This window comes from Ignatzschineria sp. LJL83 (assembly GCF_054871845.1).
Genome location: NZ_JBTXLY010000001.1, coordinates 312,217 through 335,525, shown reverse-complemented (window position 1 = coordinate 335,525; position 23,309 = coordinate 312,217). Strand labels below are relative to the sequence as shown.

Below are 23,309 nucleotides of genomic sequence, written 5' to 3'. Positions count from 1 at the left end.
TACTTGATATATCACATTGATTTTACATATCAATATATCATCCATAAAAACGAGATCCTTATAAAAGAATCTCGTTTTTTATTACCTGTTTTTATTACCTATTTTTTATTATCTGTTTTATGTCTTAAGCAATGAATTTAGGATTTTGCAGACCCTACTTCGGCATTCATAGGATTTGGAATCAAGAATGAAGCAAGAAACGCCATTACTGTAATGATTAGTCCCACCAACATGCCATTACCATAACCTTCGAAAGCATTGCTACTAAGCACTAACACCGCCGGCAACAGAGCAAAGCTTAAACCTGCGCCTAAATGAAATGCGGCGGCATTCATTCCCGGTAAAAAACCCGGGTTATCAGAAGGAGATAAGACAACGCCTAAACCATTGAGCATAATATTTGCGGTTCCTGCATACGTAATGCCGATAAATAGCGTTCCGATAATGAGGATGGTTAAGGAATTTAGCCCAAACATCATCAAGATGAATATCCCGATAATACTGCCGATAAGCCCTAAACGCAGAATGCGGTTATAACCAATCGTCGGCGCAAATTTCCCCATAAAAGGCCCTACTAACCAACCGATCAGTGCATAAGGCGCAAGCAGATAGATCGCCGTTTTATTTGCCGTAAAACCAAAGCCAATTTCACTATTTTGAGCAAAGGAAACCACCAAACCATTCACAATGGCAAAAATTCCTGTCATTGTTAAAACAGTGGTTAATAGCAATCCCCAAGTAGAACGTTGTTTAAGGTGATGCACTGTGACTAAAGGCTCTTTCACACTCTTTTCAATTTGGATAAATACCAGAAAAGAGATAATACCGGCAATAATAGAAGCGATGACAATATACCAATTGGCAGATTCTACTTTTCCTGCTTCATTAAAGGCGACTAAAAACCCTGCCAATGTGACGACTAAAAAGAGAACGCCGATCCAATCCATTCTTTGACCTTTCGACGGCGCTGTTTCTTTCACACCTTTTAAGATAAAAGGAAGCGTGATTAAACCCACGCCGGCAATTAGCCAAAATACCGGTCTAAAACCAAAGTTTGTTGCAATATATCCCCCTAAAAAAGCATCAATGCCGGCAATCCCGCCATTCACTGCCGTAATAATCCCCATTAATATTCCATAACGTTTCGGATCTTTCACTTCCGCATGAAGCATTAAAAGACAGAGCGGAACCACAGGACCTGAAAATCCTTGGATAATCCGAGAAATAAAATAGAGCTCAATATTGGGCGTAATTGCCGCTAAAACGCCCCCAATGGTTGTCACTAAAATCAGGATAAAGAGGATTTTCCGGCGACCCACAATATCACTGAGTCTTGGAATAAATATCGAAAAAAGTGCTGCCGACATAAAGAATGCTGTTTGGGATAATCCAATGGTCGCTTCACTGCTTCCTAAACTATTGGCAATCGTCACAAGCACAGGATTCAACATCGATGCATTGAGCTGAAAAGCCATACATGCCATTAACAGCGCCACCATTAATGGCACAACGCTCTTATTCTGCCCATTTTCTGCAAGAGAATCGGTTAATTCATGAACGTGCCCTTGAGAAATAAAATGATCACTCTTCGTCATAATTCACTTCTCCTATATTCTCTAAGGCTTCTACAATGAGATCCCAGAAATAGGCATGATTCAGCTTTACTGCAACCTGCGTATGGCAATCAGGTTCTGGTAGCATTCTAAAATCTGCAACCGTCATTCCCAAAGTTAACGTTCCGGTTAATTCAATATCCACCGGCACTTTTTGCGTTGTCATTACCGCAGGATCGATCACATACGCAACGGCGCAAGGATCGTGAACTGGCGGATATTGGAAACCTTGTGCTTTTTCATACAAAATTCCAAAGTGCTCTAATAACTCTGTTACAAATTTTGCTGGTTTCGTGCCTATTTGACGAATGCGTTGCACAACATCCGGTGTTGCTAAAGCTTGATGCGTTAAATCTAAACCCACCATCGTTAAAGGCCATTTTTCATTAAAGACAATATGCGCCGCTTCCGGATCAATTTTAATATTAAATTCGGCAACTGCACTCCAATTTCCTACATGATAACCCCCGCCCATGAGCACCACTTCTTTCACTCTTTCGGCAATTTTAGGCTCTTTGCGAACTGCCATTGCAATATTCGTTAAACCGCCGGTCGGCACTAATGTGACTGTTTGCGGTGGATGGCTCATAATCGTTTCAATGATTAAATCCACGGCATGCCTAGGATCTAATTCTAACGTCGATTTTGGAAGCTTAGGACCATCTAACCCTGTTTCGCCGTGAACATCAGGAGCAGTTTCTACATTACGAACTAAAGGTCGTGCGCAACCTTCGGCAAATGGCACGCCGACAATATTGGCAACTTTCGCAAGTCCTAAGGCATTTCTCGTCACTTTTTCTAAGGTTTGATTTCCCACAACCGTGGTAACAGCTAATAATTCAATATTAGGATTTCCATGAGCAAGCAATAATGCAATCGCATCATCATGTCCTGGATCACAATCTAAAATAATTTTCTTAACCATCATTTACCCCTTTAAGCTTTCACTTATTATTTATCAATAGAACAATAGAAAAACAGAAATAAGCATATTCAGAACAAGCAGTAACATGTACATTGCTATAAAATTGATCATAACAATAATTTGTAAACAATATATTAAATTTTTTAAAGTTTTTTAAATACTTCCCTAAATAGTATCTAGTTCCTACTTTCCTGCCGTTTTTCCATTCCATTACCCTAATTCAATACTTCCAAATATCTTTTTACGATAAAGCATGAAAAAAGCCTTTCTATATCATGATAGAAAAGCTTTTTAATATCGTGTTCACATTGAAAGAATGATACTTCAATGAAACTCTGAATAAACTTATCGCTATTTATAAATGCTTATCACCTTCGGCACGCTCCATTGCTCTTGCCGCTTTAAGGGGTGGAATCGCAGCAATCACAGTTAATATCACAATCACAATGATCGACCATCCTGCTAAACCATAACCGCCAAGATCAATGAGATGCCCTGCAAATGCCGGTCCTACTGCAATCCCCAATGCAATAAAGCTCCCTGTTGCCGCAACGACGCGTCCTTCTTTATCTAAAGAAGCCGCTAATCCCGTTAAGTATGCTAATGCGTAGAAGTAAGCGGTAGCATTCATCAGAACGATTGCTGTATAGAAGAATTTTGATTCTGAAGCCATGAGATAACCTAAAGTGATACAACCATGACCAATGATTCCGATTAATACCGGAATCGTAATTCCAAATTTATTCCCAACTTTTGCCACAATCAGCGGTCCAATCAGTGCGATAAATGCTTGGAGCGCCAAAATCATGCCCATTTCTGATGTGGTATATCCTAAGTTAACGCCTATTTGCTCCACAAAAGCCCAACCCATCGTATCTCTCATTGAGAATAAGAACATCGTCATCATCATGCCGATTGATACTAATCCAATCAGACGGATATTTTTTCGGCCACCTTTTGACGTATTCTCATTAGGATTATCATCCGCTTCAACATTTACGTATTGTGGCAATCTTACAATCATGATCAGCATTACGGCATAGGTTGCGGCAACTCCGAAATACGTTCCTTTCAAACCAAAATTATCGGCAATGAAACCAAAACCAAGCATTACGGCAATCATTAATACCACAAATAGAACATTCACTTGCCCTGCTGTTTTATCTGGATCATTGGCTGAAGCAATCACAGAGTTTCCGGCAGCAAGTGCTAAACCAGCACCAAATCCTGCAAACGCACGAATAGATATTAAAAGCGCTACATCCATCACATATGCCGATACAATATTAGCGATAATTGCCATTAATGTTCCGGCAATCGCAATTGTTTTTCTAGGAATGCGATTAATATAAGGCGCGATTAACAGTGATGACACCATTGCAAGGGTAAATTCAACCGATAAGATTAAGCCCGTTGTCCCTTCGCTTAATCCCAAACCATCCATCATTGCGCCCATTAAAAATGGCAACATTAATAGCGTTAATAATCCCACTCCATAAGCTGACGCAAAAGCAGACAGCACTAAAGAGCGCTGAGAAATTCTCTGACTCATATTCCATATCCTCTCATTTTTATCATTCTTTTTATAAAGAGATTTATTATTGATGATTTCATAAGTCTCGTTCATTCACGTTAATACACTTATACATCTAACTTCATGTATATAAATGGATATAAACTTATATATAAACTTTACTGTTATTCTGAATACAACAGTAAATGACCACAATAATAGATCTCTTTGTTGATGCAACTTATGATATTGCATCAACGCCTCCAATGTATCTGCGTACTTTTATGTTTTTTATAATCTTTAATAATTACATACGCTGACCATGTGAATGTAAACAGGATTCTGCAAAAAGTCTATTTATTTTTATTTACTAAAAATTACCAAACTGTTTTTAAACATAACTCATTAATATCACCAATCATCACAGACAGAGGATTCTATCTCTTATCTCCTCGTGAATTCCCAAATATATTGTCTAATTTATATTTAAAATTCATTCTGATAATACACATACATTCTCCAAAATCATTTTTAACATTTTGATGGTGTCTTGCTTTCAGAAATGAGTGTGGTATATCTAAATTGCTATTGGTTTTTAAATCCAAAAGATTACCAACGTATTCGAGCCACATCCTGCTGTCTACGCCAATAGATTTTATTAATTTTTAATTCTTTTTAAACATTTCATATTTGATAAATGTTATTTAATAATTTCCTAAAAGGCATTGTATGACAACAACGGCGACCTCTATTAGTGAGCGTACAGAAACCTCACCCCCCATTACCCAAAAAAATTCTTATACACGCGTCGCTTTTGCAAGTTTTATTGGAACAGCCGTAGAATTTTATGATTTCTATATTTTCGGCTTAGCCACAGCTCTATTTATTGGACCTCTATTTTTTCCGACATCGAGCCCTGAAGCGCAATCCCTACTCTCATTCCTAACATTTGGTGTAGCGTTTATTGCTAGACCCATTGGTTCTGCTGTCTTTGGACATTTTGGGGATCGAATCGGGAGAAAAGTCACCTTAGTAGCCTCTCTCTTAATTATGGGAGTCAGTACGACACTGATTGGGTTTCTTCCGACCTTTGAATCCATCGGATTTTTCGCACCGATCATGCTCTGTATTTTCCGTTTCGGACAAGGATTAGGACTGGGAGGAGAATGGGGAGGCGCAGCCCTCTTAGCAACAGAAAATGCACCTAAAGGAAAGCGCGCACTATTTGGAATGTTCCCACAATTAGGTCCTCCTGTTGGTTTTATTGCTTCTTGTGGTATTTTCATCGTGATTGAGCAGACATTAACACCGGATGCCGTGAATAGTTGGGGATGGAGAATTCCTTTTATTCTTAGTTCTGTCCTAGTGATGATTGGTCTTTACGTGCGCATGAGTATCTTTGAAAGCCCGGCATTCCAAAAACTTGAAAAAAATGATGAAAGAGTGAGTGTTCCTTTTGTAGAGATGTGTAAAAACCATTCAAAAATGCTCGTTTTAGGTTCACTAAGCATGGTTGCTTGCTATACGCTCTTTTTTATTATTACCGTATTCTCTTTACAATTTGGAACAACAACCATCGCGCTATATACACGAACGGAGTATTTAACCATGCTCTCTATTGCGATTGTCTTTATGGCAATTGCTTCGCCAATTTCAGCAGTATTATCTGATCGCTATGGTAGAAGACCGATTCTTCTTGTGAGCTATTTTATTATCATTGCTGCCGGCATTTTATTTGGCGCTTCCGTATTAAGCACTAATCCTATTGTGACAACAGCATACCTCTCATTTGGTCTATTTGCGATGGGCTTTAACTTTGCGCCAATGGGAGCATTTTTACCGGAAATTTTCCCGACAAATATTCGTTATACAGGCGCATCTATGACCTATAACTTAGGTGGCATTTTAGGGGGATCTCTTCCTCCTTTTGCGATTACCTACTTTATGGGCTTTGAACAAGGAATCTACTACGTCGGTTACTATTTAGCAGCCGTTGCAGTCATGAGTTTCTTAGCAGTCTACTTTGTAAAAGAGACGAAAAATGTCAATATGATGAGTTAATCAATCACAATAATATCAATAGATATCTAGTAATTTTCACTCATAAAAAAAGCTCTCTTATGAATTTAAGAGAGCTTTTTTATAGGATGTTTTATAACGAAATTGATAGGAAAACAATCGGAAAATGAGTCAAAATTTTTGGTTTATTTTCCTCTTATTTCAATCATCATACTTATTTTTCTTCCGTTAATCCTAATGCATTATTAATAATAAAGAACACATCTGTTTGATCTAATAAACCCGTTACATTCGCAGCTTGAGGGCCATATGCAGCGATACGAATTTGCGATCCTGTATGATTTTGGATATCTCGAATACTATTGCTGTAGCTGATTGTCATCGGCGCGCCATCTTTCGTAATTAACGTTTGTGTTAATCCCGGTGTATTTGCGCCTGTTGGAATGATTTGGCTTGAGTGTGCGTGGTCTGCAGTGACGATAATCAATGTATTACCATTCTCTTTCGCGAACTCTAATCCCACTTGTACCGCTTCGTCTAAATCAACTGTTTCCCCAATTTGACCACAGCCATTTGCCGCATGATCTTGTTTATCAATGGATGCACCTTCTACTTGTAAGAAGAAGCCTTTATCGTTCTCACTTAAGAGCTCGATCGCTTTCTTTGTCATATCTGCAAGCGTTGGAATATCTGCTGTTCTTTCATCATTGATTTCACAGTTAATCGCCGCTTCTAAGGCACCGCCATTCACAGCTTTAGGGCCTTTCCAACGTACCGGCATATTCCCTTCTGAGAATAATCCTAATAATGGTTGATCTTGGTTCGCAGCTTTAACGGCATTCATCTCATCTAAAGAGGACACGATGACATAACCACGATCTTTTGCTTGATCTAATAATGATTGATCTTTCCAATCCCCAGCAGTTGCCGTTTCTGCAAAATATTTTGAACCACCGCCCAATGTGACATCCGCACGTGTTTCAATTAATTGCTCGGTAATAGATCCTAATCCGCCATTTTCAAGCATCGCTTCAGGGCAAACCTCTTGCGTAACGCTTGGCGTATAGCACTTACGTTTTTCTACATGCGCAAATTGTGATGCCGGCGTTGCATCTTGAATTTCAGCGGTTGATACATTTCCTGTTGCAAGCCCTGCTGCTCTTGCAATTTCAATAATCGTTGCAGAAGGTTTACCATTGACATCAACGCCTAACGCTTCATTAAACGTCTTCACGCCCGATGCCCACGCTGTTGCAGAAGCTGCTGAGTCCGCAACATAATCTGGAAGCTTTGTTTCTCTATCAAGCGCATAAGTTGTGTATTGACCCGTAAATGGGAGTGCATCAAGTCCTGCGAAATAGCCACCTGCGCCTTCTGCATAGTTACGTGCGATTGTGATTTCAGAATCACCCATTCCATCGCCGATAAATAAAATTACATTCTGAACATCATGCTTTTTCATCTCTTCTTTTAAATCAGAAATTTGTGTATTTGATAATCTTGTTGCGCCCTGTTTCTCAATAAAATTCCCATTTGAACTGCGATCAAAAATGCTCTCTCCTGCCATTGCCGTAGATGCAGAACCAGCAATCAAAAGTGCGATACAAAGTTTATGTAATGGATTTTTTTTAAAAAGATTCAACATATAATTATTAGCCTCTAGAGGTATTTTTAGAAAGTGAAGCTAGTCTAAATTCCAATTATAACGATACGGTAACAGCCATAAAAAAGAGATGGAAAATAGGTTTAAATACAGTAAAAAACACCATAAAAAAAGGATATGAACAATGTCATATCCTTTCTATATTCTTTTCAATTTCAAGCATCTAAACCGCTTCGTTAAATTCATTCCTTCAATCTTTAAAAGCTTTCGAAAACTTTCCAAATGACTTTTAAAATGATTGTTAAAAACGCTCAGGATTGATGAAATTATTTGATCTAATCCGTTTGATCTATGATTTACTTTTTCAATTCCGTAAACACTTTATCCAAAATTGGCATCGTTGCATCAATTTCTGTTTCTGACACGATTAATGCCGGGAAATAACGCACAACGTTGCCGCCGGCAGCCACTAATAGTAATTTATTTTCTAACGCTTTTTTCACAAAATCGCCGGCAACGATATCATCTTTGAGTTTGAAGCCTAAAAGTAAGCCTTTACCACGAATCTCTTCAATTTCAGGATGCTTTGCTTGAAGTTCTGTGAGTTTTGTTCTTGCGTAATCGCTCATGGCATTGACGTTTTCTAAAAACTCAGGCTTTGTAATTTCACTTAATACAGTGTAAGCCACGCTACAGACAAATGGGTTTCCACCATAAGTGGAACCGTGATCTCCCGGCACTAAAATCTCATTGGCGCGACCTTTTGTAATACATGCGCCGATAGGAACGCCGCCACCTAATGCTTTTGCGAGCGTGACAACATCTGCTTTTAACGGCAATTGATCAGAATAAAGCACAGATCCCGTACGAGATAATCCGCACTGAATTTCATCAAAAATCACCAATGAATTATGCTTTTCAGAGAGCTTTTGAATCTCCGCAATAAACTCCGGCGTTGCCGATGTTAATCCGCCTTCTCCTTGAATTGGCTCAAGAATAACGGCACAAATATCATCATTAAACTTCTCTTGAAGTTCGGCAATATTATTAAATTCGATCTCTACCGTATTTGGAATTAACGGGCGATAATCCGCTTGATATTTCTCTTGCCCAGTTACCGCTAATGTTCCTGTTGTTCTACCGTGAAAGGAGTTTTTCATGTAGAGAATCACGTTTTTAGTTGGAGAAATCCCTTTCCCAAACTTACGCGCAATTTTAAGCGCTAATTCATTCGCTTCAGCACCACTATTACAGAAAAATACTCGATCATAATTCGTCACTTCTAGTAACTTTTCCGCAGCTTTATTTTGCGCTTCGTTGTAATAAAGATTGGAAACATGCAGAAGCGTTTCTGCTTGTTTTTGGATGGTTTCAACCATTTTCGGATGCGCATGACCTAAAGCATTCACCGCAATTCCTGAAACGAAATCGAGATATCGATCGCCCTTATCATCGATCAACGTTAAGCCTTCGCCTTTGACGAAATTGATTGGAAAACGACTATATACATTCAGCAACATGCTTCTATCCTTTTGGTGATTTCAAATAATTTTCTAAAACATCTATATTTCTAAATAAACTACTAAATACTCTATACATTAAAAGGTAAAAACATAGCGATTATATCTTCTGAAAACCGCTACGTTCTCCCTTTTTCAGCCAATTTTATGCTGTTTCTTAATGACTTCTAAGACTCTCGGTAAATCATCGTCCCGCATCCTTCTTCTGTGAATAATTCCAGAAGAATCGAATGCCTGATTTGACCATTTAAAATAATCACGTGATCCACGCCGCCTTCTATCGCTTCTAAGCACGTATTCACTTTTGGAATCATGCCGCCGCTGATAATGCCGGAATCAATATATTCACGCGCCGTTTCTATGGTCATATCGGAGATTAATGAACTCTTATCTTCAAAATCGCGGTACACGCCGTTGACATCTGTTAAGAAAATTAAACGATGTGCACCCACTGCTGCCGCTACTTCGCCGGCAACGTAGTCTGCGTTAATGTTGAAGGTTTCGCCTTCTTCGCCAACGCCGATCGAAGAGATTACCGGAATATAATCTTTATCGACTAAGATATCGATCAATTCACGATTCACCTGTGTGATTTCTCCCACAAAACCGATATCGATTTTTTGACCATCTTTCTCGATAAATTTCTTCTTCGCCGTAATCATGCCGCCATCTTTCCCACTTAAACCTACCGCTTTTGCGCCGAGTTTCGTAAGATCTGCAACAATGCTTTTATTGATTTTGGCAGAAAGCACCATTTCTGCAATGCCGACTGTTTCAGCATCACTGACACGATTTCCTTCAATAAATTCCGTCTCTTTATTCACACGCTTGAGCATGATATTAATTTCAGGACCGCCGCCATGAATAATGATTGGATGAATGCCCACATATTTCATGAGGGCAACATCTTTCATAAATTCATCACGAACCTTCTCATCTACCATTGCCGCGCCGCCATATTTAATCACCACCGTTTTATTCGCATATTTACGAATAAATGGCAGTGCTTCCACTAAAATATGGGCTTTGTCGTGATTCGTAATCATGATATTTCCTCTATTAGGTACGATAATCTGCGTTGATTTTCACATAATCGTAAGAGAGATCACAGCCCCAAGCCGTTGCTGTACTTCCACCATTTTGAAGATCGACAAAAATCGTGACGGTATCTTCTTTAAGGAGCTTATCTAAAACTTCCGCATCAAATTCAGCGCCAGAACCATCTGCAACGATTTGAACTTTCACATCGCCATTTTCGATAAATACTTGCACTTTTTCAGGCTCATATTCAGCGCCAGCATTTCCTACTGCACAGATAATTCTGCCCCAGTTTGCATCTTCGCCGAAGATCGCTGTTTTCACTAAGCTTGAAGTAATCACAGATTTTGCAACGCTCTGCGCATCTGAAAGGGATCTTGCATGTTCAACACGTACTTCTAAGAGTTTTGTTGCGCCTTCACCGTCACGCGCAATCATTTTCGCAAGCTCTTTATTCACCACATCTAATGCTCTTTTGAACATGATGTAATCATCGCTATTGCTATCGATAAGCGGATTATTCGCTTTACCATTCGCTAAAATAAATGCCGAGTCATTCGTACTCGTATCGCCGTCCACAGAAATCATGTTGTAAGACGTATTAACGCTTGCTGAGAATGCTTTTTGTAACATCTCTTTTGTGATATTCGCATCCGTTGTTAATACGGCAATCATGGTCGCCATATTAGGATGAATCATGCCGGAACCTTTTGCCATTCCTGAAATTGTGACAATCTCGCCACCAATTTCAAAATATACCGCAATTTGTTTCGGCGCTAAATCCGTTGTCATAATCGCTTCGGCAGCTTCATTGCCACCTTCACGGCTTAAGCTTGCCGGAATCTCTTCCAAGCCTTTACGCACAATATCCATCGGCAATTGCTGACCGATCACGCCCGTTGATGCCACAAAAATTGATTCTGTCGCAACATCCATTTGTTTCGCAATGGTTTCACACATTTCAAGGGCGTTTGCCGCACCTTGTTCGCCGGTACAAGCGTTTGCGTTACCGCTATTAATGATGATACCGCGATGGTTATCTTGCTCGATAAATCCTGCGCATAAATCTACTGGCGCTGCGCGAAATTTATTTTGTGTTAACGCTACAGCTGCAATTGCCGGCGTTTCACTAAATACGAAAGAAAGATCCTTCTTTCCACTCTCCTTAATCCCTGCAGTAATTCCCGCAGCTTGAAATCCCGGCGTCGATGTAACCGTTCCGTCTTTCAAAATTGTAATCATTCTCTTCTCCTAATTGAAGACTCTTTTTTTAATCAAAACCGCTTACTCGGTTTCACTTTTTTTACTGATTTTTTTATTAATATAATTTACTGACTTAATCTGTTTGTTCACTCAAAGGTACTTACAAAACCCGTTACATTCGTTGAATTCCGTTTTCTGAGTACCTGATACTAAAAAAGATATCAATGATTGATACCTTTTCGTTGTTCTCTTATATATACATCGACAATGCCGAAAGGCCGGTTTCTTCCGGAAAGCCAAAGACAATATTCATGCTCTGAACCGCTTGTCCGGCAGCGCCTTTAATTAAGTTATCAATTGCGGCAATGACAATCACTTTGCCACGCTTCTCATCGACTCTTACAGCAATATCACAGAAGTTTGTGCCACGAACATGGCTCAATTCCGGCAATGTTTTACGAATTCTAATGAAAGGCGCATCTTTATAAAATGCTTCATACATTTCATAAGCTTGTGCTTCTGTTAAGGTTTCACCCTTTTTTAAATTCAAGTAAATCGTGGATAAAATCCCGCGATTCACCGGCAACAAATGGGGTGTAAAGAGCACATCAACAGTTTCATCCGTAAGTTTTTCTAACTCTTTTTCCATCTCCGGCGTATGACGATGATTGAAAATGCCGTAAGGCTTAAAGTTTTCATTCACTTCACAATAGAGCGATGAGGTTTTGGCATCACGACCTGCGCCCGTTGTCCCTGTTTTAGAATCGACTATAATATCGGTTTCTACTTTTTTGGAAGCGATTAAAGGCGCTGCGCCCAAAATAGCCGATGTTGGGAAACAACCTGGAGATGCAACAATTGGGCTTTTTGCAATGAGCTCTTTATGAAGTTCCGGCAAACCATACACTGCCAATTCACTTAAATCTTTCGCTTTATGAGGCACTTTGTACCACTCTTCATAAGTATCCGTATCTTCAAAACGGAAATCTGCGCCAAGATCAATGACTTTTACACCTTTCGCGTAAGCTTCTCTTGTTAAATCTTGTGATAAACCATGCGGAAGCGCCATAAAGAGTAGATCAATTTCATCAATACGTTTCATGAAATCTTGATCTTTCAACAATACTTGGCTTAAACGATCTTGATAGTTTGGATACACATCTGCAATATCCATATCTGCGTATGATTTAGAAGAGAGAAGCCTGATTTCAACCTCGGGATGCTGCTCTAATAACCATAATAGCTGCTGTCCGGCATAACCCGTTACCCCGATAATTCCGACCCTAATCATTGACTCTCCTACGCTGCGCATTTTTAAATTTATTGTTATATGAATGTTACTTCCACAACTATTCGTAGCAATCTTTAAACTGCTTTAAATTAAATGTGGGTGGGAAAAAATCCTAGCGAATATTCATATATTCTATTTATTCTTAATATTTTCGAGAAGCTTCGTATTACTACGATAATCCCGTACAAATTAATGTATCAGGAGTTTCACACTTTTAAAAGATTTCTTACAGATAATTTCTACCTAATCTTTTTACACCTTTTTTTGCATCGATATTTTCAAGAATGGAAGTCGATAAAATTCACAAATTTAGGTATAATTTCGCCAACTTTGAATTCAACAAAATCCTCCTACACTTCCTGTTTTCCGGCATTTAGATAGAGATACCTCATGAAAAAATTATTACTTGTTAAAACTTCTTCTATGGGAGATCTCATTCATACATTTCCAGCTCTGACGGATTTAGAAAAAAATCATCCCAATGAGTATGAAATTACATGGGTTGTAGAGGAATCTTTTGCCGATATTGCGAAAATGCATCCGCTGACGAAAGAGGTAATTATCTTCGGCAGTCGCCGCTGGAAGAAAAATATTTTCAATGCGCAAACATGGCGAGAATTCAGCGCCTTTAAAAAAACGCTCAAATCACAAAAATGGGATCTCATTGTCGATTGCCAAGGCTTATTGAAAAGCGCCATTATTACCAAAATCGCCGCACAGAAAAAACAGATTCCCACCTTTAGCTATTCCAAAGAATCTATTCGTGATCCATTTGCAGCTAAATTTTATCAGCATGGATATTCGGTGGATAAAAATATCACGGCAATTGAACGAAATCGCCAGCTGTTTGGCAAAATCTTCAACTATACGCCGGAAGTTTTAGCGGATTTTGGCATTCAACATTGGGAAGAAACATCGCCCTTAACGCCAACTCAACCTTTTGCCGCACTCATTCACGGCACGAGCGCCGAGAACAAAGAGTGGCCGGAAGAAAAATGGGTTGAAATTGGAAACTATCTTTTAGAAAAAGGCTTAATCTCCATTCTCTTTTGGGGAAATGAGCGTGAAAAAGCACGCGCAGAACGCATGGCAAGCCAAATTCTAAACGCCATTGTGATGCCGAAAGTTTCCCTTCAGGAAGCCGGTTTTATTCTCTCAAAAGCGAGTTTAATTATTGCCGTGGATACCGGTTTTGCTCATCTTGCGAATACACAAGACCGCCCTATTATCGGGCTATTTTTAGGAAGTCCTGCCAATTATGCCGGCGTGATTCCTACACAAAATAATCAACATGCCGTCAATTTAGGTGGCAAAGGCGAAAATCCAGAAGTTGCCGAAGTGATTACGGCAATTGAGAGTTTTGATATTCTGTGATTTTTAAACTTTTTCTATAAAGCTGAATCTTCTTTCATAAGCTGATTTGCGGCGGGAGAGAATATTTGCACGCTTCTAAAAATTTTGCGCCCGCACTGATGATCCTGAGTTTTAATGACCATTTTTTGTTTAAAACTTCAAAAGGAATATCGCTAATACGAGATATTAATAAGAATGAAAGCTTCTGAAGGTTTTTGGTTTTTGATTTTTGATTTTTGATTTTTGATTCTTCTATAAATTCAGACGTTCTTTTATAAGCTGACTTGTAGCTGGTTCGAATGCTTGCATACTTTTCAATATCCCGCGCCAGCAAAAGTAGCTCTTTTGAGAAATCCTTTTGAGATTTTTAGACCTTCAACAATGCCTTTCTAAACTGCCATAAGGAAAGTCCGAACAGTACGATTCCTGTGGCAAACAGCGCCACGATATTTTTTCCTAATTCCGGCAATGAAGCATCTTTAAATAAGATGGCGAATGAGCCTTCGATATAATGCGTTGTCGGCGTGAATTGCATAATTTTCTGAATAATCGGTGGCATATTTGCAAGCGGTGTCACGCCGCCGGAAAGAAACTGAATCGGAATAATCACCACGATTAAAACCATGGCAAATTGTGGCATTGTTTTGGCAAATGTCGCTAAGAATACGCCTAAAGAGCCGGCAACAAAGAGATAGAGCGCCGTAAATGCCGTAAAGAGCAAAAGTGAACCTGTTACCGGGATTTGTAGGAAAAATCGAATCATGACAAAGTACGAAAACAGCACTGCTACTAAAACTAAGATTCCCATTGACCAAAGTTTCGCAATAATGATTTCCATCGGTGTTACCGGCATCACAAGAAGATGCTCAATTGTGCCTCGCTCATATTCTCGAATTAACGATGCGCCCACTAAAATCACGCAGACAATGGTAATCATATTAATCACTTCAATAATGGCTTTAAACCACAACAAGTTCACATTATTGTTATATAAAAATTGTGGATTATAGGTGATACTTTCGCCGGTATTCGTCACTTTTCCTTGAAAGAAATCTTCCAATTCATGAGCGATAACTTTCTGAATAATCATACTGCCGGAAAAGGCTTGGTTGATAATCGTTGCATCAATATTCATCTGAATTCTAGGCACGTTTTGCGCCAAAATATCCTTCTGAAAACCCTCTGGAATAATGAGATTAAAGCTATATTCGCCTAGATCTAAAATGGTATTCACATCTTTCCGTTCAACAATGACAGGTTCCACAAAATAAGGTGGCTGAAACGCTAAAATAATCTGCTTTGACAGCGAAGATTGATCATCATCGACAATGGCAATTGTGGCATTTTTCAGCCCGTCATGCGCCGTTGTATAAGCGGAATAGATATTTGCAGTAAAGGCGAAAATGATCAGGAAAATCATCATCGGATCTCGAAGCGTAATCAAAAGCTCTTTCATTCCTAATTGAAAAATATGTGAACCGAAATGTTTCATCTATTTCTCCTGTTTTTGCAAAAAGAACATCGTACAGAGCAGAATCACGATCAAATTCAGAGCTAAAAATAGAAAGTTAATCGCAAGCGATTCAAATCCTAAGGATTTATTAAAAATCCCCTGACTAATTGTGATCATGTGCGTTGCAGGATAAACGGATGAAATCCACTGAGAAATCCCTTCTAATGACGAGATCGGCGTCACCATTCCTGAAAACTGCATTGCCGGAATTAAGGTTCCCATCAATGCCAAAAATATGGCGCTAATTTGGCTTTTCGTAAAGACAGAATAGAAAAATCCAATGGAAGTCGCGATCATTGCATAGATCAATGCCGCACTTGAAAGCAATAAAAAACTGCCCTTTAATGGCACATCTAATCCCCAAATCGCGAGTGACAACATCGTTAAATAGTTAATACAGGTTAATCCTAAATAAGGAAGCTGTTTGCCAATGATGAATTCTAAACGTGTCATCGGCGTCAGATAGAAGTTAATAATGGTGCCTTGCTCTTTTTCTCGAACGACCGATAATGCCGTCAATATTGCCGGAAAAATCAGCAGTAAAATCACCAAAATTGTTGGCACAAAAGCAACGCTACTATCGACGGAATGGTTATATCGAAATCTTGGAATAATATCGACAAGACTTCCCGCACTTTCCGCGCCTAAAGCCTGATTTTTCTGACTTAACCAGCCGGCATGTACGCCTTGAAGATAGTTATCAATCACTTCCCCTTGCTGTGGCATCGATCCATCAATCCATGCAACAATCTCCGTGTCACTATTTTTGTGCTGATTTCTGGCAAATCCTTCGGGTATTTCAATCACGAACTGTAGCTGATTCTTCCGGAAATTTGCGGTAATATCTTCCCGTTCATAAATTTCAGGCTGTTCTTTGAAATAGGAAAATGCCGACAAATATTCCCGATATTCATGACTTAACGCAGACTGATCATGATCTAATACCGCATATTTCACATCTCTCAAGTCAATATTTAAACCTAAACTCAATGCGATCATCAGAATAATCGAGCCAATACAGCTAATAATTGCCCTTTGATAATCATGTTTAATCTCTAAAAATTCTCGCCATGAATAGCTCAATAATCGGCTCATACTAAAATTCTTTTTAGTGCGATGTGCTTCCACTTCCAGGTCATATTCCACTTGCGGTAGAATTTCCGCTACTTCATTATCATCTAAAATATATTGGATAAAAGCATCTTCTAAACTCTCTTTCTGTTTCGATTGAATAAGATTTTCCGGCGTATCGCTCGCAAGCACTTTGCCGGCATGCATCATTGAAATGCGATCACAGCGCATCGCTTCATTCATAAAATGGGTGGAAATAAAAATCGTCACGCCATCATTGCGAGAAAGATGAATCAGTAAATTCCAGAAATAATCTCGCGTAATGGGATCAACGCCGGAAGTCGGTTCATCTAAGATTAATAATTTTGGTTGATGAATCATGGCAATTGCCAAAGAGAGCCGTTGCCGAATCCCTAACGTTAAATTGCCGGCAATACTATTTCGAACATCTGTAAGATAAAATCGCTTTAAAGATTCTTCGATTCTCGCTTCTATTTCTGAAGGATTCAGATGAAAAAGATGCGCATGAAGCGAGAGATTTTGTACAACGCTCAGCTCTGTATAGAGCGAAAAATTTTGCGACATATAACCAATATTTGATTTGGAGCTTTCAGAATATTCGGCAATATCTTGCCCGAAAAGTGATGCCGTTCCGCTTGAAGGCGGAATCAATCCTGTGAGCATCTTCATGGTGGTGGTTTTACCGCAACCATTGGAACCTAAGAAACCAAAAATCTCGCCTTGATAAATCTTAAAACTGGTCGGTTTTACCGCCGTAAAATCTTGGAAAGTTTTAGAGATATTTTCCGCAATAATGGCAACTTTAGGCTCTTTCTCCCAAATAAGCGCCGGCTTTTCAACTACCTTATGCCCATCTCGCAAACTTTGTGGCAAGACTTTAATAAACGCTTCTTCCAAATTTTTAGAATCGGTGGTTTCCAAAAACGCCAGCGGAGAGCTATCGTGAAGCACTTCTCCGCCGTACATGGCAATCACCCGATCAAAATATTGTGTTTCATCGAGATAATCGGTCGCCACAATAATCGACATTTCCGGCATATGCTGATGAACAAGATCAAGCAAAGACCAAAACTGCGCACGTGCAAGGGGATCAACGCCGGTGGTGGGTTCATCTAAAATGAGGATTTTTGGGCTATTAAGAAGCGCAATACATAAGCCAAGTTTTTGCTTCATCCCGCCCGATAATTTAGATACCGGCCTTTTTAGAAAAGGAAAAAGCTCTGTATATTTGGTGAGATTATGAATCTTTTTTTGCCGTTCTGCTTTCGAGTAATTATAGATTTTTCCAAAGAAATGCAGATTTTCCTCGACCGTTAATGTCGGATAGAGATTTCGCCCTAAACCTTGTGGCATAAATGAGAGTTCATAACAGATATGCCGGCGATCTTTCTCTTTTTGAATACTTTTCCCAAAAAGAAAGATATCGCCTGTTGTGATTTTTTTTGCGCCCGATATTAAGGATAATAACGTTGTTTTACCAACACCATCAGGACCGATCAGAACGGTCTTTTCCCCTTTACGAAAGGTAAGATCAATATCTCGCAACCTATTTTCAGAATCGGTTCCTAAATTCACATTTTCAACACGAATAATTTCCATGATATTTCACCTCATGCTTAAATTTTCGTTAAATCGTTTGAATGTCTAATTTAGAAGGCCAAGGCTCCGTTTGATCGCTATTAATCCAGATCATGCCGCGAATGCCGACCTTTAAAATATTTTTAAACTCGCTCACAAACTGTTCATCAAAGCGCACTTTGACTCTGAACATCATCTTTTCCCGTTCATTTTTCGTTTCCACATATTTTGGCGTAAATTGCGCCGAAGGAGAGACAAAAAATAACGATCCTGAAATCACGCGATCCGGCATAGCGTCTAAGATAATCCGCACTTCATCTCCGATGGAAACAAGCGTGTGATATCTTTCCGGAATAAAAAAAGTCATGTAGATATCATCAATATCGATCATGCTGAGCACCGTTCCGCCGGCAGGCACCACTTCGCCAATGTTTGCCACGCGATATTGAATACGGCCATCGACCGGCGCTTTTAAATTCGCATCCGCAATTTCTAATTCAATTCGGGTAATGCTCGCTTTTGCGGCTTTCACTTTCGATTCGCTACCAATAATTTCAGTACGTGCAATATCAATGGCAGCTTGTGCTGCAAAGACTCTCGCTTCTGCAGAAACAACGGCAGATTCTAAGCTATCGGCAATGGCCGTTTGGTCATCTAAATCTTGCTTGGAAATCGCTCCACGGCGTACTAATTTTTGTACTCGTTCTAATCGAGATTTTGCGGCAATAAGCTCGCTCTGTTGCTGTTTTACAATAGCTTCCGCCACATTTTTTTCACTTTCACGAGCAATCAATTGTGCTTTTGCAATTTTCACACTACTTTCTGCTTGTTCGAAAAAAGCTTCCGCTTCTAATAATTGGGCTTTCAAGTCAGAAACTTGCATAACCGCAAGAATATCTCCTTTTTTTACAAAGTCGCCCTCTTTTACTAATATCTCTTCCACTCTGCCGGGATATTTGGTAGCAATTTGACTATTCGTAATTTGAACAATACCGTTACCTTGATACAAACTTAACTTATATAAACTATCTTGAAATATCTGTTGATAGCCAAATACAACACTTAGTAATCCGATAATCAACAATATGATAACCCGATATCTTCTCAACAAAAACAGCATCTTTCTCACCTTTGCCATATCTTATTTTAGGCAACATCATAGATGTAAAATTGTAAAGAAATAAAAATCGAGATCGTTTTATTGGCTTAAGTCATCTTTAAAACTAACATTTACATTATAAATATTTATATAAATATGTTATTTACTAACTATTTACATTTAAATATAAATAAAAAAATATACATTTATCTTAAATAACGAGGTGTTTTCATGTTCATATAAAAAACCATCAAGGCTATTCAAAGTTTCCTTGATGGTTCCATAACGATATACCCAAAAATATTTAATATAGATATCTAGATCTATTGATCACCAATTCTATTCATCAAATTCTTACTTAAAATAGCTTTCCTATAGCATTCTTTGGCGGATTCTTGTAATAATAATTTCCGCAAAGATCACTACTGCAAAAATAGAAATTAACACCATAGCTACTCGTGACCATTGAAACAAATTTAAAGCAGTTTCTAGCAACATTCCAATTCCACCTGCTCCAACTAAACCTAACACTGCAGATTCTCGTATATTAATGTCCCATCTCAAAAGTATGATGGACCAAAATGCAGGTTTAACCTGAGGCCAAAAACCATACCACAAAATAGAGCTCTTACTTGCTCCCGTAGCTATTAATGCTTCAATAGGCCCTTCAGGAGCTTCTTCTAATGCTTCTGATAAAAGTTTTCCTGTGAATCCTATAGATCTAAATGCAATGGCAAACATTCCTGCTAATGCACCTGGTCCAAAAATAGCTATAAATAACAGCGCCCAAACTAAGGAGTTGACTGATCGGCTAGTCACTAAAATTAATCTAGCAATTTGGTTTAAAAATACATTCTTAGTAATATTATTTGCTGCTAATAATCCAACAGGAATAGCCATAAATAAGGATAAAATTGTTCCTACAGTTGCAATATGAAAGGTTTCGATTAAAGCTTCTTGCACACTTTCTGGATAATGTGCCCAATCAACAGGCCACATACGTTTTAGCAAGTCCATTACTTGTTCTGGAGCATCTAATAAAAACTCCGGAATAATCATTACATGTCGAGCCGATTGTACTAATGCGACAACAATCACAATTAAAAGCAGTAACCGTAATAATTTTTGTTCCAAAGTATGTCGATGCCATTTTGTTGAATACTGATTAACAGAGGATAGATTATCTTTTTTCATGACATTCTCCTTGTTCAGTGCTTAAGCCGATTATTTTTCTTACAAAGCCAATGACGCTTCTATTTTCTAATAAAATAACTCGTATAATTCTTGCTAGCACTTCACCAATCATGATGGTTATTACTAACGTAATTAAAATGGCACTAACAAAACTATAATCAAAGCGTTGGAATGCTGAGAAGAGAGTTCCCCCTATTCCACCGGCTCCAACAATTCCTACCATAGTAGAATTTCGTAAATTTGAATCAAACTGATAGGTTGCAAATCCAATAAAACGTCCAAACACTTGGGGAATAACAGCAAAGATTATGACGTTCATAAAACTTGCTCCTGTCGCTCTAACCGCTTCCACCTGTTTCAAGGAAATTTCTTCAATCGATTCTGTTATCAACTTTCCAATAAACCCGATAGAAGCGACTGCTAATGCTAATATTCCGGCTAAAGCACCAAAGCCTACGGCTTTTACAAAAAGAATTGCAACAATGACAGGATGTAAAGACCTACAAAAAACAACAATAAATCTAGCTGGCCATGAAACCCACGCGGGCATTAGATTTCGCGCCCCCAATAATCCAATAGGAATCGCTATCAATATCCCTAAAAATGATGCTAATAATGCGATCTGTAAACTTTCTATCATCCCTTGCCATAAAGCTCTAGGTTGATCTATTGTTGGAGGAAACATTCGTCCTAAAAATTCTGCACCATTACTAAGCCCTATTTTAAAACGATCATAATTAAAGCCTAATTGGCTAAAAGCATATATAAAATAGATAAATAATAATATAAATAGTACTTTCTGAACATTAGATGATGTAAATGGTTTATAAGTGTTTTTTTCATCAAAGTGATTAGATTTCATTGTCTAACTCCTTTATTTTACTACCATATATTTTTAATAAATCTTCATCTGTTAAATCTTGTGCTGAACCATCAAATACGACACTCCCATGATTCATTCCGATAATTCGACTCGCATATTCTTTTGCTAAAGAAACATCATGAATATTTAAAATAACAGGGATCTGCTCTTGTTCTGAGATATCTACTATTAATTTCATAATTTCAACAGCTGTCTTAGGATCTAAAGATGACGTTGGTTCATCCGCTAATAAAATTTTTGGATTTTGCATTAATGCTCTAGCAATCCCAACTCTTTGTCTTTGCCCACCAGAAAGTGCGCTTGCTAATTGAGATTCAAATCCTTTCAAACCAACTTTATCTAATAAGGCATATGCCCTTTGAATGTCTTCAGGGCTGAACTTGCGACGCCACGCTTTAAACATCGATATATAACCCAACCTTCCTGTAAGTAAGTTCTCCATCACAGTCAGTCTTTCAACCAAGTTATACTCTTGAAATACCATACTTATTTCTCGTCTAGCATGTCGCAATGCTTTGCCTTTTACTGTAGTTAAATCAAGTTTATTATCACCTTTTGTAACTAAATAAATATGTCCTTTTGTTGGATAAATTAAGCGATTAATACAACGCAATAATGTTGATTTTCCTGTTCCAGACGGACCAATAATCGCCGTAATATTATTTCCCGTAACAGTAAAGTTCACATTTTTTAAAACATCTTTTTTACCATCATAAGATTTTTGAAGATTAATCACCTCTAATGAAGTTGCCATTAAATACCCCCTATCACACGATTAAATAATAAATAAAACCTATTAATTGTTGCTATTAACTATTGATGTAGCGTTAATTTTCATATAGGTATACAAAATAAGGAGAGACCCGAATAGATCCTCCTTATGATGTATAGATATAAGTACTTAATTATTTTCTACAGCTTCACTGATTTTTCTAACAATCTCCCAATCTTTTTCATAACTGATTGGGTAAAAACGATCTGCACCATCAAAAGCTATCTGCATTTCTGAAGGGAAACGATAATCATAAAAACACTGAACCATCTTATCTCTAAAGTTTGGTTCTAAATCATGGCTATAAGCAAATGAGGAAGTAGGGAATTTTGGGCTTCTATAAATTACTCTAAAATCTTCAGCTTTGATTTGTCCCCTCTCAATCATTCTTTCAAAGACATCTGAAGCTACGGCAGCCCCATCATAATCCCCTGTCCGCACTCCCATTACAGACTGGTCATGCTTTCCTGAAAAAATAATTTTATAATCTTCACCTGGAGTAATCCCCGCTTCTGGGAATAATGCCACTGGAGCCATATGCCCTGAGTTTGATGATGGAGCGCTATGAACTAGACGCTTTCCTTTTAAATCCGATAATGTTTCATATGCACTATCTGCTTTAACAACAGCAATTAAGTTATAGCCTTGAAATTCATCTTGATTTCCTCTTGCGGCAAAAGGTACAGCTCCTGCTAGGTTCACGGCAAATGTAGTTGGTCCTGTTGAGAATCCACCTACATGAAGTCTTCCTGAACGCATTGCTTCAACTTCTGCAGAATTATTCTGTACTTGGAAAAATACCACTCTCTTATCCATACATTGTGATAAGTAATTCGTAAATGGGCTAAAAATATCTGCGTATACAGCAGGATCTTCTACTGGAGTATAAGTAAATACAATTGTTGATGGTGTTTTTAATAATTTAGGATTCGTGGGAGTATCAGCTACTAAATCATGATTATTATCACAATATATTTTATCTAAACTTCCTCTATTTAGACATTCATCAGCATTAGCCGATGCAAAACCTGTAAAAAAAAGAGTACAAACTATTGCTAAGTATTGTTTTTTCATATGAAAATCTCCTTCATATTAAATAT

General features: G+C 38.4%; 18 protein-coding genes. 2 read left to right on the top strand and 16 right to left on the bottom strand.

Annotation, left to right across the window (positions count from 1 at the left end; genetic code table 11):
- Positions 1-137: 137 nt before the first annotated feature.
- The 3 genes from uriT to ACYSN2_RS01385 all read right to left on the bottom strand — a co-directional run bounded on the left by uriT (position 138) and on the right by ACYSN2_RS01385 (position 4,090).
- Positions 138-1,595, bottom strand: a complete 1,458-nt coding sequence (gene uriT / locus ACYSN2_RS01395; RefSeq protein WP_461748459.1) for a uridine transporter UriT — start codon at positions 1,593-1,595, stop codon at positions 138-140.
- Positions 1,582-2,538 carry a uridine-preferring nucleoside hydrolase UriH gene (gene uriH, locus ACYSN2_RS01390; protein WP_461748458.1) on the bottom strand — a complete coding sequence of 319 codons (957 nt, stop codon included), beginning with the start codon at positions 2,536-2,538 and terminating at the stop codon, positions 1,582-1,584. Before uriH ends, uriT begins: the two co-directional genes overlap by 14 nt.
- Positions 2,539-2,893: 355 nt before the next feature.
- Complete coding sequence (locus ACYSN2_RS01385) at positions 2,894-4,090, bottom strand: MFS transporter (RefSeq protein ID WP_461748457.1); 1,197 nt, start codon at positions 4,088-4,090, stop codon at positions 2,894-2,896.
- Between the two features lie 690 nt (positions 4,091-4,780).
- Here ACYSN2_RS01385 and ACYSN2_RS01380 point away from each other — a divergent pair.
- On the top strand, positions 4,781-6,112 hold the full coding sequence (locus ACYSN2_RS01380) for an MFS transporter (RefSeq protein WP_461748456.1): 1,332 nt from the start codon (positions 4,781-4,783) through the stop codon (positions 6,110-6,112).
- A gap of 172 nt (positions 6,113-6,284) precedes the next feature.
- On the opposite strand, the gene phoA is transcribed toward ACYSN2_RS01380, so the two are convergent.
- The 5 genes from phoA to argC form a co-directional block, all read right to left on the bottom strand.
- Entirely contained in the window at positions 6,285-7,715 is a 1,431-nt protein-coding gene (gene phoA / locus ACYSN2_RS01375; protein ID WP_461748455.1) for an alkaline phosphatase, read from the bottom strand.
- A 314-nt stretch (positions 7,716-8,029) separates the two neighbouring features.
- On the bottom strand, positions 8,030-9,193 hold the full coding sequence (locus ACYSN2_RS01370) for an aspartate aminotransferase family protein (RefSeq protein ID WP_461748454.1): 1,164 nt from the start codon (positions 9,191-9,193) through the stop codon (positions 8,030-8,032).
- Positions 9,194-9,360: 167 nt separating this feature from the next.
- The gene (argB, locus tag ACYSN2_RS01365) at positions 9,361-10,239 is read right to left on the bottom strand and encodes an acetylglutamate kinase (RefSeq protein ID WP_461748453.1); all 879 of its coding nucleotides are present in this window, start codon (positions 10,237-10,239) and stop codon (positions 9,361-9,363) included.
- Between the two features lie 13 nt (positions 10,240-10,252).
- On the bottom strand, positions 10,253-11,473 hold the full coding sequence (gene argJ / locus ACYSN2_RS01360) for a bifunctional glutamate N-acetyltransferase/amino-acid acetyltransferase ArgJ (protein WP_461748452.1): 1,221 nt from the start codon (positions 11,471-11,473) through the stop codon (positions 10,253-10,255).
- A gap of 211 nt (positions 11,474-11,684) precedes the next feature.
- Positions 11,685-12,725 (bottom strand): N-acetyl-gamma-glutamyl-phosphate reductase, encoded by a 1,041-nt coding sequence (gene argC / locus ACYSN2_RS01355; RefSeq protein WP_461748451.1) that lies wholly within the window; start codon positions 12,723-12,725, stop codon positions 11,685-11,687.
- Positions 12,726-13,115: 390 nt separating this feature from the next.
- On the opposite strand from argC, the gene waaC reads away from it, so the two are divergent.
- Positions 13,116-14,099 carry a lipopolysaccharide heptosyltransferase I gene (waaC, locus tag ACYSN2_RS01350; RefSeq protein ID WP_461748450.1) on the top strand — a complete coding sequence of 328 codons (984 nt, stop codon included), beginning with the start codon at positions 13,116-13,118 and terminating at the stop codon, positions 14,097-14,099.
- Positions 14,100-14,133: 34 nt separating this feature from the next.
- On the opposite strand, the gene ACYSN2_RS01345 is transcribed toward waaC, so the two are convergent.
- From ACYSN2_RS01345 to phnD, 8 genes are all read right to left on the bottom strand, one after another.
- A complete protein-coding gene (locus ACYSN2_RS01345) occupies positions 14,134-14,412 on the bottom strand; it encodes a hypothetical protein (protein ID WP_461748449.1) in 279 nt (92 codons plus the stop codon).
- 33 nt (positions 14,413-14,445) lie between these two features.
- Complete coding sequence (locus tag ACYSN2_RS01340; RefSeq protein WP_461748448.1) at positions 14,446-15,570, bottom strand: ABC transporter permease; 1,125 nt, start codon at positions 15,568-15,570, stop codon at positions 14,446-14,448.
- The gene (gene rbbA, locus ACYSN2_RS01335) at positions 15,571-18,282 is read right to left on the bottom strand and encodes a ribosome-associated ATPase/putative transporter RbbA (RefSeq protein WP_461748447.1); all 2,712 of its coding nucleotides are present in this window, start codon (positions 18,280-18,282) and stop codon (positions 15,571-15,573) included. It lies immediately after the preceding gene.
- A 28-nt stretch (positions 18,283-18,310) separates the two neighbouring features.
- Positions 18,311-19,381 carry an HlyD family secretion protein gene (locus ACYSN2_RS01330; RefSeq protein WP_461748446.1) on the bottom strand — a complete coding sequence of 357 codons (1,071 nt, stop codon included), beginning with the start codon at positions 19,379-19,381 and terminating at the stop codon, positions 18,311-18,313.
- 351 nt (positions 19,382-19,732) lie between these two features.
- Positions 19,733-20,554 carry a phosphonate ABC transporter, permease protein PhnE gene (phnE, locus tag ACYSN2_RS01325; protein ID WP_461748445.1) on the bottom strand — a complete coding sequence of 274 codons (822 nt, stop codon included), beginning with the start codon at positions 20,552-20,554 and terminating at the stop codon, positions 19,733-19,735.
- Entirely contained in the window at positions 20,541-21,416 is an 876-nt protein-coding gene (phnE, locus tag ACYSN2_RS01320; RefSeq protein WP_461748444.1) for a phosphonate ABC transporter, permease protein PhnE, read from the bottom strand. The genes phnE (ACYSN2_RS01325) and phnE (ACYSN2_RS01320) overlap by 14 nt, the downstream gene beginning before the upstream one ends.
- The gene (phnC, locus tag ACYSN2_RS01315) at positions 21,406-22,191 is read right to left on the bottom strand and encodes a phosphonate ABC transporter ATP-binding protein (RefSeq protein WP_461748443.1); all 786 of its coding nucleotides are present in this window, start codon (positions 22,189-22,191) and stop codon (positions 21,406-21,408) included. The genes phnE (ACYSN2_RS01320) and phnC overlap by 11 nt, the downstream gene beginning before the upstream one ends.
- Before the next feature lie 147 nt (positions 22,192-22,338).
- On the bottom strand, positions 22,339-23,283 hold the full coding sequence (phnD, locus tag ACYSN2_RS01310; RefSeq protein ID WP_461748442.1) for a phosphate/phosphite/phosphonate ABC transporter substrate-binding protein: 945 nt from the start codon (positions 23,281-23,283) through the stop codon (positions 22,339-22,341).
- Positions 23,284-23,309: the final 26 nt, after the last annotated feature.

What these genes read in the sequence shown, in the direction of transcription:
- uriT (WP_461748459.1), bottom strand. Translation starts at nt 1,595, where the DNA reads ATGACGAAGAGTGATCATTTTATTTCTCAAGGGCACGTTCATGAATTA.
- uriH (WP_461748458.1), bottom strand. Translation starts at nt 2,538, where the DNA reads ATGGTTAAGAAAATTATTTTAGATTGTGATCCAGGACATGATGATGCG.
- ACYSN2_RS01385 (WP_461748457.1), bottom strand. Translation starts at nt 4,090, where the DNA reads ATGAGTCAGAGAATTTCTCAGCGCTCTTTAGTGCTGTCTGCTTTTGCG.
- ACYSN2_RS01380 (WP_461748456.1), top strand. Translation starts at nt 4,781, where the DNA reads ATGACAACAACGGCGACCTCTATTAGTGAGCGTACAGAAACCTCACCC.
- phoA (WP_461748455.1), bottom strand. Translation starts at nt 7,715, where the DNA reads ATGTTGAATCTTTTTAAAAAAAATCCATTACATAAACTTTGTATCGCA.
- ACYSN2_RS01370 (WP_461748454.1), bottom strand. Translation starts at nt 9,193, where the DNA reads ATGTTGCTGAATGTATATAGTCGTTTTCCAATCAATTTCGTCAAAGGC.
- argB (WP_461748453.1), bottom strand. Translation starts at nt 10,239, where the DNA reads ATGATTACGAATCACGACAAAGCCCATATTTTAGTGGAAGCACTGCCA.
- argJ (WP_461748452.1), bottom strand. Translation starts at nt 11,473, where the DNA reads ATGATTACAATTTTGAAAGACGGAACGGTTACATCGACGCCGGGATTT.
- argC (WP_461748451.1), bottom strand. Translation starts at nt 12,725, where the DNA reads ATGATTAGGGTCGGAATTATCGGGGTAACGGGTTATGCCGGACAGCAG.
- waaC (WP_461748450.1), top strand. Translation starts at nt 13,116, where the DNA reads ATGAAAAAATTATTACTTGTTAAAACTTCTTCTATGGGAGATCTCATT.
- ACYSN2_RS01340 (WP_461748448.1), bottom strand. Translation starts at nt 15,570, where the DNA reads ATGAAACATTTCGGTTCACATATTTTTCAATTAGGAATGAAAGAGCTT.
- rbbA (WP_461748447.1), bottom strand. Translation starts at nt 18,282, where the DNA reads ATGGAAATTATTCGTGTTGAAAATGTGAATTTAGGAACCGATTCTGAA.
- ACYSN2_RS01330 (WP_461748446.1), bottom strand. Translation starts at nt 19,381, where the DNA reads ATGCTGTTTTTGTTGAGAAGATATCGGGTTATCATATTGTTGATTATC.
- phnE (WP_461748445.1), bottom strand. Translation starts at nt 20,554, where the DNA reads ATGAAAAAAGATAATCTATCCTCTGTTAATCAGTATTCAACAAAATGG.
- phnE (WP_461748444.1), bottom strand. Translation starts at nt 21,416, where the DNA reads ATGAAATCTAATCACTTTGATGAAAAAAACACTTATAAACCATTTACA.
- phnC (WP_461748443.1), bottom strand. Translation starts at nt 22,191, where the DNA reads ATGGCAACTTCATTAGAGGTGATTAATCTTCAAAAATCTTATGATGGT.
- phnD (WP_461748442.1), bottom strand. Translation starts at nt 23,283, where the DNA reads ATGAAAAAACAATACTTAGCAATAGTTTGTACTCTTTTTTTTACAGGT.